Origin of the sequence: Limnohabitans sp., from assembly GCF_046052765.1 — a bacterium.
Taxonomy (GTDB): Bacteria; Pseudomonadota; Gammaproteobacteria; order Burkholderiales; family Burkholderiaceae_C; genus Limnohabitans.
This window is the reverse complement of sequence record NZ_JAVLFQ010000066.1, coordinates 21,849-36,377: the sequence shown is the minus strand read 5'-3', so window position 1 is coordinate 36,377 and position 14,529 is coordinate 21,849. Positions and strand designations below refer to the sequence as shown.

The following is a 14,529-nucleotide window of genomic DNA, read 5'->3' as shown; positions in this document are numbered from 1 at the left end:
TAGCTAGCTTGTCATCAAGATTGAATCATGTTTCGCATGACACTGGCCACACGACCGGAATTGTCAGCAACAATCATACGAATCAGGGCGACTTTGTCATCATAAGAGTTGGCATTGTTCAATAGATCTGCGGGGATACTTGGTTTCTTGGGCTTGAGTACGCCCATGCGTGCCTTCAAGTCATCCAGCGACTCACCTTCTTCCATTTCCACATCTTGTCCACCTCCAGCTTGCATTTCCAATGCGGCTAAACGTTCGGCTTCTCGCGCAGCTTCTTCTTCTGCCATGCGTGCTGCCTCTGCGGCTGCAGCTTCTTCTGCCAATTCGGATTCTTTGGCCAGTGCTTCTGCAGCGAGGCGCTCAGCTTCGGCTAGCGCCTCAGCTTCCTTGCGTGCTCTTTCCTCAGCCTCTTCTCTTGCGGCCCGTTCTGCCACGACTCTTGCAGCGGCCTCAGCTTCAGCAGCTGCAATTCGGTCACTGCGAAGTTTTTCAGCGGTAGCAGCCTCTGCCGCAGCCGCAGCCATGGCAGCGGCGGCAATCGCAGCGGGGTCAACTTCAGGCTTGATCAGTTTCTTGATCATTGGGCGAACCACAGCCATCAAGAACAATAAGAATAACAAGGCGACCACACCGCTGTTGGCCAGAGAAGCCAGTGCTTCATCTTTGTACCAAGGAACAGCGTTCGGATCCACTGGCGGCTCAAAGCGGGTTGCTACCACAGTGACGACATCACCACGTTTGTCATTGAAACCAACCGCGCCCCTCACCAATTGGTTCAAACGGTCAAGTTCTTCTTGTGTATAGGGAATAGTGGTGGGTGGTGGAGAACCATCTGCTGGTTTCTCTACTTTCATACCTGCTGGAATCGGACGTTCATTGATCAATACACCAACGCCTAGCTTGGAAATATTTCCCATCGCGGTTTTAGTGTGTCTGACCGCACGGTCAAGTTCATAATTTTTTGTACTGCGTGCGACGACTTGAACGCCTTTTTCGCTGACCCCTTTGTTGGGATCGGCTGGTGTTGCATCAGTGGCAGCTGGATTGATTGGCGGATTCGGCGGTGTATTGGTCAACGAACCAGGAATACCAATGGCATCCTTGAATGTATTGCGGTCCTCTACATATAACTCCGAACGCGTTTTGGGGCCTTTGTCGCGCTGGTCAAAATCTTCAGTTGTAATTTCTTCCTGAGTGAAGTCAAGTTGCAAAGTGACTTGCGCGGTCACGTTTTCGGCACCCACAATCGGAGCTAGCAACTGCATCAAACGGGTACGATACAAATCTTCCATTTGTTGCTTTTGCTGCAATTCAGCCCCGGTCAAGCCCAACGGTTGTTGACCCAACATGTCATTCATCAATGACCCAAAATTATCAACCACAGAGACGTTTTCTGGTGCCAGATAAGGAACGCTTGAAGCCACCAAAGAAATAATCGCTTGCACATTGGCAGAGGACACTTCTTTACCTGGTGCGCGAGTGATGATCACAGACGCTTTGGTTGGAACGCGATCACGCACAAAAACACTCTGTTTAGGTGCGGCCAAGTGCACACGTGCATTACGTATGCCAGCAATTTGTGAAATGGTTTTCGCCAGTTCCTGCTCCATCGCATTGTTGTAGCGCACCTGCTCCATGAATTGACTGGTGGTCATGGCAGGCATGTCTTTCAAGGTTTCCATGCCTTGCACTTCAGTGCGCGGCAAGCCTTTGGAAGACAACAGCATGCGTGCCTCTTGGTACTTATCGGAAGGCACCAAGATTTGACCTGTGTTGTTGTCAATCTCAGGTTTGAAATTGGCAGTCTTCAACGTTTCAATCGCCAGTTGTTTGTCCGCCTCTGGCAACATCATGGTCAACGCACGCATCTGAGGTGTTTTCATCGACATCGATGCCAATCCAAATGCAGCCACGACCATCATGATGACAACCAATGGAAGCAACTTACGCACAGTTGGTTGACGCACCAGATCGCGGATCATGCCCATGGGATCTGTCAGGGCTGAGCTGGCAATATTTCGCGCAAGATCGCCGCTGCGCACGGGAGTGCCGCTGGCCACCATAGCGCCACTGCGTGCAGTGTTGTCTGCATCAGTGGTGAGCGCGTTATTGCTGGTACCTATTGGGGAATTGAGTGTTGCACTTGCGGTTGCCATGGTGTTCTCTCAGGTTAGACCGGCATGTTCATGATTTCTTCATACGCCCGTAGCACTTTATTGCGAACCTGTAAGGTTGCTTCAAAGGCTAGGGAGGATTTCTGCATACCCAACACCACATCGGTCAAGGGTACGTCTTCGCCACGTTGATAGGCTTCTTGCAAGTTGGTGGACTTGACTTGCGTTTCATTGACTTTATCGAGTAAATTTTTGACTGACTCGGTGAAATTCGGCAGCTCCGTTTTCGGGGCTTGAATATCTTGCACCTGAGGTGGCTTGATATTGATTTGATCGATACCACCCGCAGCTTTTTGCTGGTAAGCGCGAATCGTATCCATCATCGAATTGATGCTGTTGCCTGAAATACTGTCAATCATGGCCTATGCTCCTGCTTTAAGCGGCTACAGCCAAGTCCATGCCACGCTCACGCAATTGCGCAAGTTTGTAACGCAGTGTTCGAGGACTGATACCCAGTTTTTTGGCAGCTTCAACCCGGCTATCGGTTGCTTGTATGGCTGCCAAGATGACCTGATGCTCACTGGCCTTGACCGCCGACATCAAATCTTCAGGTACCGCAATTTTCATATCATCGGATGATTCAACTGCCATGAAACTGTCAGCTGATGCAGCTGTAGGTTCAATCACATGAACCGCTTGCGCCGCAGGAACAGATAGTTCATTGTTTGTGAACATCGCAGGCGCTTCATCAAACATCAAATGCGCAGGTGTCACCACTCGACCGCGACACAAAACCACCGCACGTTGAATCACATTTTCTAATTCACGCACATTGCCAGGCCAGGGATATTGCTGAAGCATCAATTGCGATTCGATACTCAAGCTCAATGGAATATTGTCTTTCGCCAAACGATTCAAGGCCTGCATTGCCAACGGCAAGATGTCACCTGGGCGTTCGCATAAGGGTTGAATACGCAAGCGGAATGTACTGATACGGAAATACAAATCTTCACGGAATTCACGGGCTTCAATAGCCTGACGCAAATCCTTGTTGGTAGCCGCGATCACGCGAACATCCAAATCAATAGAAGCCTCACCACCTAAACGGTTGAGCTTTTTCTCTTGCAACACGCGCAACAATTTGGCTTGTAAATGGATAGGCATTTCACCGATCTCGTCCAAAAATACCGTGCCGCCTTGCGCTTGTTCAAACAATCCTTTATGGTCTTTGTGCGCACCAGTGAATGCGCCTTTTTCATGGCCAAACAACATGTCTTCAATCAAATGCTCAGGCAATGCCGAGCAGTTGAGCGCAACAAAGGGCCCCTTGGCACGCGTAGACGATTCATGCAACACTTTGGCCAGTACTTCCTTACCAGCACCTGTGGGACCCACCAGCAAGGCAGTCACCTCGGTTTGCGCCACACGCTGTGCCAGTGCGAGCAAATGTTGGCTGACTGGATCTACAAAAACAAAACTTTTAGGCTGCGTACTGTCGCTTAATTGCATGCCATGCGTGGCAGCTTGCCAAGCATTGACAGACCACTCATCGGTAGGCAGCACATGCAATGCCCCAAATCGCATCGCATCTACAGTGACTTCCATGCGGCGTCTTTCAACCCGACAAATCACCGGAACGTTGAAGCCCAGTTGACCAATCAATGTCTGGACTTCACGCAATAAATCAGCGCTGTCGCCCAAGCGGATGACCATGACATGTGCTCGGCGCAGTGCCAGCGTCAGATCCCCAAGTGTAGAAATTGCGTGCAATGCCAAGCCGGCCTCACCCAACTGGGCACGCTGCTCATCATCAAGCGGGCTGAACGGATCCAGCCAGACAGCTTGCAGTACGTTTTGAGTCGAAGTGTTCACATTGATCAACCAGTAACAAAGGTCTGATCAATAAGCAATGGTTGTGCCAGATACTTTTATGTGTACTTTTAAATAAATAAAAATTTAATTCGGATTTAAATAGAGAACTAAATAGAGATTCCAGTCGGCATTTCGACAGAGAGAGCTCATGCTTTCCAAAGATAACGCGAGTTTCTTTTGACAGCTGTCGGAGTAGCTTTGTATTGCGTTTGCGGCTGCTTGGCTTCTTTGTCCATGAAGCCCCTGCAGTGATTTCCATCTGCTCTGAAAACTTCAAATGAAGGAATCATTCTGCTTTTGAAACCCATCATGCCGCATTTATAAGGGTTGCGCGGATCCCAGCTGATGGCGAAATACCGGCATTGCCAGCAATTCGGTGCTTGGGTTGGATCCTCGTTTTGAATGGAGTTCGGTGGCATGAAAAAAAACAATCGTTTCTAGGGGTAGAAGGATTAACCGCCCAGCAATTTCAACACAGACTGCTGGCTGGTATTGGCTTGCGCCAAAACCGCTGTTCCCGCCTGTTGCATGATTTGGTTTTTGGCCAATTCTGTGGAAGCAGAAGCGTAATCCGAATCTTCAATTTGGCTGCGTGAAGCAGACAAGTTCATTGACACATTCGACAAGTTATTGATCACATGATCCAAGCGGTTCATCACCGCACCCATGGTCGCACGGGTCGCATTGATGTGGTCCATGGCCGCATCTAATTTAGCCAACACAGCGCTCGCACCATCACGTGTATTGATACGAACACTGCGTGACTCCACATTTTGATCAACGTCGCCAGTGATCTCACCAGTGATGGGCCCGCCTTTACCAAAGTCGGCCAAATCAATGGTGATCAATTGATTGGCTGAGGAACCTACTTGGAAAGCCAAGCGGCCGACGCGCGGTGGGTCCATGTCTGAGCTGGATCTGCCGCCATACGTACCCTCATTGAATCCGAGAGAAGCAAAGTTGCTGTTGACGCCAAATCCATCGGCACCTGAACTGACAGTAAATGGTTTACCGTTGGCCCGCAGTAATTTTTCATAATCAGAGGGTGGTGCGCCAATAGGAACAGGCAATCCAGGCATTTGTGGCGCCTGAGCAATCATGCGAACTGTGCCGTAAGCTGTCAATGCGGTGGTGCTTGTTGCACTGGCCCCGCGAATACCGGTTGCCAAGTTATTGCCTTGGCTGTTCGCAGTGACTTCGTTGATGGAGATGCTGACAGCCGAAGCGCCTGAAGCCTTGCTGACAGATGCCCCCATGACTTCAAATGGAGAGCCCGCAACAGTTGACGTGATGTCAAGTACACCGTCACTTCTTGAGACAGAGATATTTTTCAATGCGCCAGAACTGATGGCTGCATTGATAGCGGTTTCCAGTGCAGTTGCCATGCTGGTAGCATTCCCTGACGATGGATTGTCAGAGGTGATGGTCACACCGTTGATCGTCACCTGTGATGTGTCGGAGGTGGTTACCGTTCCATCAATGCTGATACGTGAAACTTGAGCAACAGCGCCGCCTTGATCCAAACCAAAATTGTCAGCAGACAAGTCTTTGACATTCGAGTCAAACCATACTGACATGTTGCGGCCATCTGATGCCAAGCTCACGCCATTGCCGTTATTTTGAGCAATCACGCCATGTTGACCAAAGCGCAGGTTGATGGCATCCACCACTTTATTTCGGCGGACATTGGCATCCTCACCTTGCACAAACTCAACTTCAATCTTGGTACCGTTTAAGTACAGCGATTGCATGGTTGGCTCACTGAGGACTGGCAAATTGGTATTGACCGGTCCACCGCCCTTGATTTCAGCACCCTTGGCCTCTGCTCGTACGGCTGTCAATGGCGTTTGAGAATTGATGGCCGCGGCGATGGCGATGGCACTGGCGCTCTTATTGCTGCTGGTGGGCAAGGTGGACGAATACTCGTCAGTTGCGGCAGAACTCGGTGGAATTTTTACGCCATTGATCACAAGGTCATCCATGCCAAGCGGTTTGTAACTCGCTTGTGCATTTTCAACCACGGTCACTGGCGTAGCAATCGCCGCACTTGCACCCGAACTTTTGGAAGTATTCAAAGTAAAGCTGGTGCCAGGCTTGTCTGATACAAAAAGAATTTCACCCGTGTTTCTACCTGCTTTAGCCGTGACAGGCACGTCCGAGTTCGCATTAACCAAGGAAACCAATTCATCGCGAATTTTTTGCGATGTCAGATTGGATGTACCTGACACAGCCTTGTAGGTGAAAGTAACGCCATTGACAGTCACAGAATAGGTGTCATCAGCCACTGGCGTGCCAGTCAAAGTGACACTTTCTACTTGAGCCATCGCAGGGCCTACAGTGGGGCGAACACTTGTATTGGTCACTGCTTGGTTACGTGAAAAATCACCGTTGACCAAGCCAGCACGTGTGATATCGCCGGTACTGTCAGACGATAAAACAACCGGTGTAGGAATTTTGGATTCCAGTGAAATAGTACTTGCCTGAACCCCTTGTCGCATACCAATGCGTGCTCCAAAATCATTGGCATCTGCCATGGTTTCAAAGCTGACTTCGATATTGCGTCCATCGGCGGCGGTCAATGTGACGCCTTTGGTGTCAGATCCAGTGTCGGTAGCTTTGACACCTGTCTTGTCACTGATCAAATTGATCGCTTTGACCACATTGGCACGCGTTTCACGCGGGTTGTTCAATACGGTGGTGACATTGGCGCTGGCATAACCATTGATGAAGATAGCACCTGTGACAACCGATGTACCAGACATCGCCTGACCAGTCATCACATTCTCATTGACTTTGGCAAACACGCCAGTACCGGCGCTAGAGGTAAATGCCTCGGCAGTGGTATCGACAATACCTACCAGTCCGGTAGACCCCATATTGACAGAGGTCGCGCTGATATTACCTTCAGATGGCGCATACGTAATTGAGAGGTTTGAGTTGCCAGGCGTGTAGTTAACGGTGCGGCCTGTTGTACTGGCAAACAATGAGCTTGCTTGCAGTGCAGCTGCAATTTTGGCAGTGGCTGCAGCTGAAGTTGTATCCAATGCGTTCAAGGTTACGCTCACGCCGCCGATGAAGATGGTGCCGGCAGAGGGCGTACCGCTGACAATAATGTTTTGAGTCTCGCCTCTGGTGATGCCAGTGGCAACCGCTTTACGGTTGATGGCAGCGGCTTTTGCAATGGCGCTTCCTGCTGCATTGTTCGAAGGAGAAACAGTGTCATCGCTTGCATAAGAAGCACCGATATCAATGTTGTTGATCTTTAGGTCTCCAGCGCGAAGCGTAGGAATACTTCCTGCGACATCTACAGTCATGCTGAACTCACGGGCAGTACTGACTGGAGTTAAGTCTGCTTGCTGTAAGGTATAGATCAAGTCATTACTGATGACTTTTGAATTTGAGCCTAATGATTTATAAAAACTGATAGAGCCTGCAGGTGCTCCATTGGTAATCGTGATGGCTGGCAAGTCACCAGATCCATTGGCGACCAGATCCGTCACATTCGCACCAGTAGATGCGCTGGTGAACAACACAGTAGCCGTGGTATCGGCGGTAATAGAAGACGCCGTTGAAAATCCATTCAATTGACCAGTGAAAGTTCCATGGGATTTGGTACCGCCTGCATAGCCATTGGACAGACTCAAAAAGTCTGAAGCTACTTCATCAGCCGTTGCCCCATCTGAATTGGCTGTATAGGTCAGTCCGCCCATGGATATGGTTTGATTCGCGACCATGGCATTGAATGTCACAGCTGCTGTCTCAGTCACCGCTGTACTGTGATAACTGCCCGTCATATTGACAGTTTCACCCGTCTGAGTGCTGAATGCCGCAGTGACAGCACCTGTTGAATCCATATTCATGCTGAGCGTTCCGCTCTTGATGAATGTTCCGCTGTCTTTGAAATTTTCTTTAGACAGGGTAATCGCTTGGCGAGTTTCAGTTGAAGAGAATGCCAAATCATTTGATGCAGTGGTAATTACGCTTGCATCAACTGCGATGGGATCTACATCGCCGTCTGCGCCTGTGTAAGTGATGGTCAATGTACTGCCAGACAATGTGACACTTCGACCGGAAGTATCATTGAAACTGCTGCTTGAGCTCAGTGTTTGTTGTATTTTGGTAGCCAGTGCGTCTGTACTTGCTGCATCGGTGGAATCGACCACCACATCCACGCCACCTACTTTGATGGTTCCTGTCAAGAATGGTGCACTACCTGAGATTTCAAGCGTTTGCTTTTCACCTGCATCCGTACCGCCAATGGTTCGCAATGTGGTCGGGTTGATGAATACTGGGCCAGACAGATTTTGCGAAGTGACTTTATACAAAGGCATTTCACCGACGCGTTCACCTGCCGAGCCGTTGAGCACCGGAAAGCCGTTCCACTCGGTGGTATCAGCAATACGCACAATCTCTTGCTTGAGTTGTTGAAATTCAAGATCCAAGTAACTGCGCTGCTCATTGGCATTGGTGTCGTTCACTGCTTGAATCGCTAATTCACGCATGCGCACCATCATGTCGGTGATTTCGTTGGTCGCACCCTCTGCTGTTTGTATCAAAGAGATGGCGTCCCCCGCGTTTCGCACGGCCATGTTCAAACTGCGTATCTGGTGAGTCATGCGCGTTGCGATGGCCATGCCAGCGGCGTCGTCACGGGCGGAATTGATCCGTTTGCCGGTCGACAACTGCTGCATGGCGATAGCGGTGCTACGCTCACCAGACTTTAACGCTGCTTGTGAAAACAGTGCTTTAACGTTTGTATTGATAACTGCCATTTACTTCTCCAGACCTTCCAGGTCATTGATACTGTGCTACCTACTAAGCAAACTTGATGCCAGAAAAAATCTTCTTTTATCTTTCAAATAAATCTTGTTTTGGCCATGATTTGCTTGATGATTTCTATCAAGTGGCAAAAAATGTCGTCACAAGGGCAATGTTTAGCCGGTTTGCCGCAGATACTTTCTTACTGAATTTGTAGACTCTCACCCACCAAGTCAGCAAAGTCTTCCAATGCCAGACTTTCTGCGATCAGCTCAAGCTGATCTGGAAAAAACTGCAATCCTTGACGCGCCACTTGCAATGCACGGCCAGGATCAAGATTGCAACGCAAGGCACGAACCATCATCACGTAGGTAAACGCCTGCGTGTTTTCACCTTGAATTTGCATCAACTCTTCTAACTGCTCAACAGCGGTTGACCAGTTTTGTTGCATCAGCGACAACAATCCGTTGATGGCCAGCATGTCTTCGCTGTGCGGATGAATACTCAACCCAGCATCGCCCAATGCACAAGCCAGATCAATTTGCTCAGTGGCCACCAATGTTTGTATGGATTCACGGATTTCAGCAGGTGTGAAACGCTTGATGTGTTCTGCTTGCAGCAGACCACCAACAGCAGCCTGGTTCATGAGTTCTTGAATGAGTGTCATGCTTATTCCTTTAAAAGTTATTGATTGATGGGTTGAGAGTTGAAGTTGTTGATGTTGTGCTTTTGATGGGGCTCACACTGGCTCAAACTCGGGGTTTAAGTGCGTTTTGATGAGCGTTCTGATTTGTTCTACTGTCAAAAAATCTGGATTGGAACCAGATTCATAAGCAAACCCAGGTCTCACAGGCGTTGCTTTTAAGGCTTGCAAATATTCAGGCATTTTGTTTTGCAAGCCTGATCCAAGAATCGCGTAGTACCCGCCCAAATCGATAGTGCTTGGGCTGTCGCTGCTGGTGATCATTTCTTCGTGTAACTTTTCACCTGGGCGAATACCTACAATTTCTTTTTTACAACTAGGGCCAATGGCTTGTGCCACATCTCCAATACGGTATGAAGGGATTTTGGGAACAAGAATTTCTCCGCCAAGGGCATGTTCCAAGGCCCAAAAAACCATTTCAACGCCTTCATCTAAAGGAATATTGAAACGTGTCATGCCGTTATCAGTGATGGGAAGTACGCCGGATTTCGCCTTGTTGATAAAGAATGGAATAACCGAACCACGCGAGCCCATGACATTGCCATAACGGACCACAGAAAATCGCAAGTCTCTTTCACCTTTGAAGTTATTGGCCGCGATAAATAATTTATCGCTACACAATTTGGTGGCTCCGTACAAGTTAATCGGCGCGGCCGCTTTGTCTGTAGACAAGGCCACTACGCGATGCACTCCCTGATCCAAGCATGCCTCAATCACGTTTTGAGCACCCATGATGTTGGTCTTGATGAATTCAAAGGGGTTGTATTCGGCCGCAGGCACTTGCTTTAAGGCTGCTGCATGAACCACTGTATCTATACCCTCCATTGCTCGAGACAATCGAGCAGGGTCACGCACGTCACCGATGAAAAAACGCAAAGCGGGGTATTTGTCATGCGGAAACTCTTGCTGCATCTCGTACTGCTTGAGTTCATCACGACTAAACACCACCAATCGTTTGATCTTTGGGCAATGGTCGAGCACAGATTTGACAAATGCTTTGCCAAATGTGCCCGTACCTCCAGTGATCAGAATGGATTGGTCACAAATATCAACAGACTGCTTCATGAATATTCGCCGGTTTACCGACGCCTATGGGTTCGAATGCAGTTTTTAAAGCAGTATTTGTGCCAAACAATACAGGCTTATATTTTGCTTGTTTGATCAACCAAGCTTAATTGAATTGATAAAAAATGAATCCTTTTATATCTATTGTGGTCACAACCCATCACAGACATGAGCTATTAGAAAAGGCTTTAGATTCAATATACAAACAAGATTTTGATGATTTTGAAATTGTACTTTGTACAGATGAAGGCTCTAAAGAAACAAAATCAATAGCTTTTAATAAATTGCGGACAAATGATATTTTTATTTCTATACCAGGTTTAAAGGGACCTGCGGAATTAAGAAATATGGGTGTTCAAGTTGCACGCGGCAAATGGGTATGCTTTTTAGATGATGATGATTCATTTTCAATAGATTATTTGAAAAATGCAGTAACTTATTTGAATAATGAAAATACATTGTATTATTTTAATTACTTTATTACTGAATGTAATTCACATCAAAATAAGGCAGAAATCAAAAAAATTACTAAATTTATAAATTCAGCATTAACAAGTGAATATTTGTATATCAGTAATTACATACCCATTGGATCTTTTATCATTTCAAAAAATACAGCCAAAAAACATGAATTTGATAAATATTTATCTACACATGAAGATTGGGATTGGTTGTTGGCTATCAAAAAATCAGAAGATATAGAATTTAAATATATTGATATAGATAGTGTAAATATTTATAACTATCCAGATATATCAAGAAATAATCCCAATGATAGAAATGAAGAATTATGCCTAGATTATCTTTACATTTATCGCAAATGGAGATCAAATACAAATACAGTTCAATTACAAAGAAAAGAAATACTTGCTAATTGGAAATTAGAAATTGATGAAAAATATTTGTAAAACCAAATCAATCTTCTTTGAAATGATTGAAGATTTTGTGAATGACTGTAGATACATTGTGATTCCACATAGCATCGATATTTTTTATTTTTTCAATATAAACTGATCGAATCACATCGTAGTCCGGATAGTCTTCAATGACTATATTATTATCGTTATCAATAATACCCTTTAAATATGGAAAAACACCGAATTCATGCTCAAGCATTTCTGACTCTGATAATTGATTAAATTGCATATAAACTACTTTGGCACCGCATAATATAGCATCAGATGTAATTGATGATTGGGTGTCCCAACAATACAAGTATTTTGTGCATTTCAATAATATTGCTAATTCCTCTTTATTGCTTGGCCATTCAGAACTCAATACAACTGTATTTTTAATTTTGAAACATGGAAAATATTTAGGTCCTTTTCCAAAATAAGTCAAAGACAAAGATCTTTGTTCATTAACTACCGTATTAGTATCATTAAAATGAGAATCAGATACAAGCTTAATTAAATATGCATTTGGATTATCATGATACTGCTTGCTGAATGAAATTAAAAAATCTCGTGGCTCATACAAAGACTTATACCCTGTAATTACGCCATCACTATTCAAAAAATACCTGACTACATTTTTAGCGTTCAGTGGATTTCCAGTAATTATCTCAGGATAAATGGTTACTCCATTTTGCAAGATCATATGTACCCATTCAAGATTAATCTCTTTATTTATAGAGATATTTGACGCCTCAGGATGGTATAAATTAGCATTATATGATGTATAAAACTTCCAAGGCAATACAGAATTATCAATGAAAATAATTTCCGCGTTATAGCCCAATGTAAAAATAGCTTTGTATAAAAGATGTAATACAGCAATCCCTGCAGAATTATTAGCATATGGTGGAGATACAATGACAAATGAATTACCAAGATTTTTCATTTACTTCTTTAAGAATGAGATGTTCTAGCATTCAATAATTCATAATCATTTATTAATTTTTTTAATATAATTACTTGATCTAATTTCTTGAATCCATTAAAACCAATTATGGATGTATTCTCTCTCAACTCTTCACTGCTTAAATATTTGACACAAGTATCAACAATTTGATCGTATGAAGCAGTAACTAATGTATTTTTAATATTTTCATGTATTTCAGTATGCTCATCGCATTCACTGACAATACATATTTTATTATTTAACAAATATGAAACTCTTACTAATTCAAAAATTTTTGAAGGATAATAATGTATGTTTAAAACAATTTTTGATCTTGATATTAAATTATCTCTCTCGCCACCATAACAATTTTGTGTAACATGAACATTTAAATTTAAACTTAACAAACTGTTTAGAATTTTTAAACGTCTATCATTTATAGCACCATAAAATAAAATATCAATATCTTGGATTTCTTTTTTCTCAATTCTAAATAATTCTTCAGCATATCCTATTTGTAAATATTGAATGTTTGATTTGTTATTAATTGCAATTAATTGATCAATATTTCTATTACTGTAATCCCAAAATACAAATTTATTTAGTTGATCATACATATTAGAAAGATTATATGTATTGATATCATTTATTTGTTCTGAATTAAAAATAATAGTGTTATGTGGTATTGCATTAATATCGGTTATAAAAAAACTAAAAAAAAGAATATTTATTCCGTCTAATATAAACTCATTGTCTTTAACATCAACATTACAACCTAATTTTTTGAATGAAATGCTCAATAGCTCAATGATTTCTGACATTGAGTTTTTAGAACCTGCAAAATCTGGTCTAGCAGTTACCAACCTAACTTTATTCCAGTTAGTTGGCAATCTACGATCAGAAGTTTGATTATTATGCAGCACTTAATTCCTTACAAATTTCTTTGTATTTCATGTAATGACTTTTTAAATTTCTATTAAGAAATATTTCTCTATGAGAGTCTGCCATGATTAATTCCGTTAAACCCTCATTAGAATATTTATCTGAAATACCTAAATTTAATGAAGGGTAAGAAATACAATTCAGTTTATATTTATCTACTAATAAAGTAATTATTCGTTCAATGATAAAAATTTTCATTGGCAAATAGTAATCTTCATGATTGGTCATTAAATTAAGATTTTTTTTCGAATCATCTTTCTCATTTTCTGCAATCAAATAAATTTGCTCAGTCAATTCAAACCATTTTTTCCATATTTTTCCTTTCGCAATAAAATAATTACAATAAATGAAATTATTTGTGCTTGAAGGTTTTGCTAATATATTGTCATCGATTGCTATTTCATTTAATATATATTTAAAACAAGATAGTGTTCCTGGATGATTTACTTCACACTGCAGATAAATGTTATCGTTTAATATTTTATGATCATAAAATGGACTGAAATGCAATACATCGCAATTTTCTATATTATCTTTTATAAATCTAAGAAATTTTTGTTCATCTAAACCAGTCTTTTCTTTAAATTTTGGAGAAAAGAATCCGTACCATTCATCATCTTTTATTTCATGATTCAATAAATAATTTTTTATTGGCCAATACTCACGCCAATCTGGTCTTGTATTTTCTGTATTATCCAATATTTCAAAGCATTCAAGACACTTTTCTTTAGTCTTTTCATTATATGCAATTTGAAACAAATGGACTTCTGGAATTATACTTTTATTTATTTCTTCAGTAACTGTTTCTTCCTCTTTTCTTAATAAGTTAAAATTACACGATACAAATCTTTTGAATGCACTCTCATTCATTGTCATTTGACCATTACTTTTATCTAATTCAATGCATTCAAACAGCAATTCTTTTGCATATTTATATTCTTTGAGATACATGTATTGAACTGCCATTAATCCAAATACTTGTTTTTTATAATTTATTTGATACTCTTTTATTTTTTCATTCTGTTCGTTTATTTCAATTAGTACTTTAATTGAACTCATATGTTTTTTATTGTTATTTAATTCCAATGCCTGAGCAAATTTTTCTTTATATTTTGTCAAATTAAATTTCATGATGAGTCACCATTTTGAATTTTGTATTTACCGCATTTGGATTTATATGTTTAAGCAGAAGTCATGCCAAATACCTGTTGCTGGTCTGTAAATTGCTTATGT

The 14,529-nt window shown here is 43.0% G+C and carries 11 protein-coding genes; 1 reads left to right on the top strand and 10 read right to left on the bottom strand.

Annotation, left to right across the window (positions count from 1 at the left end):
* Positions 1–14: 14 nt before the first annotated feature.
* The 7 genes from fliF to pseB form a co-directional block, all read right to left on the bottom strand.
* Entirely contained in the window at positions 15–2,156 is a 2,142-nt protein-coding gene (fliF, locus tag AC9UG7_RS09890; RefSeq protein ID WP_509587163.1) for a flagellar basal-body MS-ring/collar protein FliF, read from the bottom strand.
* Positions 2,157–2,170: 14 nt separating this feature from the next.
* Complete coding sequence (gene fliE, locus AC9UG7_RS09885) at positions 2,171–2,533, bottom strand: flagellar hook-basal body complex protein FliE (RefSeq protein WP_509587161.1); 363 nt, start codon at positions 2,531–2,533, stop codon at positions 2,171–2,173.
* Between the two features lie 16 nt (positions 2,534–2,549).
* Positions 2,550–3,986 carry a sigma-54 interaction domain-containing protein gene (locus tag AC9UG7_RS09880; protein WP_509587159.1) on the bottom strand — a complete coding sequence of 479 codons (1,437 nt, stop codon included), beginning with the start codon at positions 3,984–3,986 and terminating at the stop codon, positions 2,550–2,552.
* Between the two features lie 146 nt (positions 3,987–4,132).
* Entirely contained in the window at positions 4,133–4,405 is a 273-nt protein-coding gene (locus AC9UG7_RS09875) for a hypothetical protein (protein ID WP_509587157.1), read from the bottom strand.
* Between the two features lie 33 nt (positions 4,406–4,438).
* Entirely contained in the window at positions 4,439–8,758 is a 4,320-nt protein-coding gene (locus AC9UG7_RS09870; protein WP_509587155.1) for a flagellin N-terminal helical domain-containing protein, read from the bottom strand.
* Positions 8,759–8,946: 188 nt separating this feature from the next.
* Positions 8,947–9,411 (bottom strand): hypothetical protein, encoded by a 465-nt coding sequence (locus AC9UG7_RS09865; RefSeq protein ID WP_509587153.1) that lies wholly within the window; start codon positions 9,409–9,411, stop codon positions 8,947–8,949.
* Between the two features lie 72 nt (positions 9,412–9,483).
* Positions 9,484–10,512, bottom strand: coding sequence for a UDP-N-acetylglucosamine 4,6-dehydratase (inverting) (pseB, locus tag AC9UG7_RS09860; protein WP_509587151.1), 1,029 nt, complete (start codon positions 10,510–10,512; stop codon positions 9,484–9,486).
* A gap of 125 nt (positions 10,513–10,637) precedes the next feature.
* Between pseB and AC9UG7_RS09855 the strand changes: the two genes are divergently transcribed.
* A complete protein-coding gene (locus AC9UG7_RS09855) occupies positions 10,638–11,420 on the top strand; it encodes a glycosyltransferase (RefSeq protein ID WP_509587149.1) in 783 nt (260 codons plus the stop codon).
* A 7-nt stretch (positions 11,421–11,427) separates the two neighbouring features.
* Here AC9UG7_RS09855 and AC9UG7_RS09850 read toward each other — a convergent pair whose 3' ends face one another.
* Genes AC9UG7_RS09850 through AC9UG7_RS09840 form a run of 3 tightly spaced genes read right to left on the bottom strand, consistent with a single transcriptional unit; the run spans position 11,428 to position 14,427 of the window.
* A complete protein-coding gene (locus tag AC9UG7_RS09850; RefSeq protein WP_509587147.1) occupies positions 11,428–12,354 on the bottom strand; it encodes a hypothetical protein in 927 nt (308 codons plus the stop codon).
* An 8-nt stretch (positions 12,355–12,362) separates the two neighbouring features.
* Positions 12,363–13,277, bottom strand: a complete 915-nt coding sequence (locus AC9UG7_RS09845; protein WP_509587145.1) for a hypothetical protein — start codon at positions 13,275–13,277, stop codon at positions 12,363–12,365.
* Positions 13,267–14,427, bottom strand: coding sequence for a hypothetical protein (locus tag AC9UG7_RS09840; RefSeq protein WP_509587143.1), 1,161 nt, complete (start codon positions 14,425–14,427; stop codon positions 13,267–13,269). Before AC9UG7_RS09840 ends, AC9UG7_RS09845 begins: the two co-directional genes overlap by 11 nt.
* Positions 14,428–14,529 lie beyond the last annotated feature (102 nt).

Bases quoted from the DNA above. Each gene is read 5' to 3' on its own strand.
- AC9UG7_RS09870 (WP_509587155.1), bottom strand. From the start codon at position 8,758: ATGGCAGTTATCAATACAAACGTTAAAGCACTGTTTTCACAAGCAGCG.
- AC9UG7_RS09855 (WP_509587149.1), top strand. From the start codon at position 10,638: ATGAATCCTTTTATATCTATTGTGGTCACAACCCATCACAGACATGAG.
- fliE (WP_509587161.1), bottom strand. From the start codon at position 2,533: ATGATTGACAGTATTTCAGGCAACAGCATCAATTCGATGATGGATACG.
- fliF (WP_509587163.1), bottom strand. From the start codon at position 2,156: ATGGCAACCGCAAGTGCAACACTCAATTCCCCAATAGGTACCAGCAAT.
- AC9UG7_RS09840 (WP_509587143.1), bottom strand. From the start codon at position 14,427: ATGAAATTTAATTTGACAAAATATAAAGAAAAATTTGCTCAGGCATTG.
- AC9UG7_RS09850 (WP_509587147.1), bottom strand. From the start codon at position 12,354: ATGAAAAATCTTGGTAATTCATTTGTCATTGTATCTCCACCATATGCT.
- pseB (WP_509587151.1), bottom strand. From the start codon at position 10,512: ATGAAGCAGTCTGTTGATATTTGTGACCAATCCATTCTGATCACTGGA.
- AC9UG7_RS09865 (WP_509587153.1), bottom strand. From the start codon at position 9,411: ATGACACTCATTCAAGAACTCATGAACCAGGCTGCTGTTGGTGGTCTG.
- AC9UG7_RS09875 (WP_509587157.1), bottom strand. From the start codon at position 4,405: ATGCCACCGAACTCCATTCAAAACGAGGATCCAACCCAAGCACCGAAT.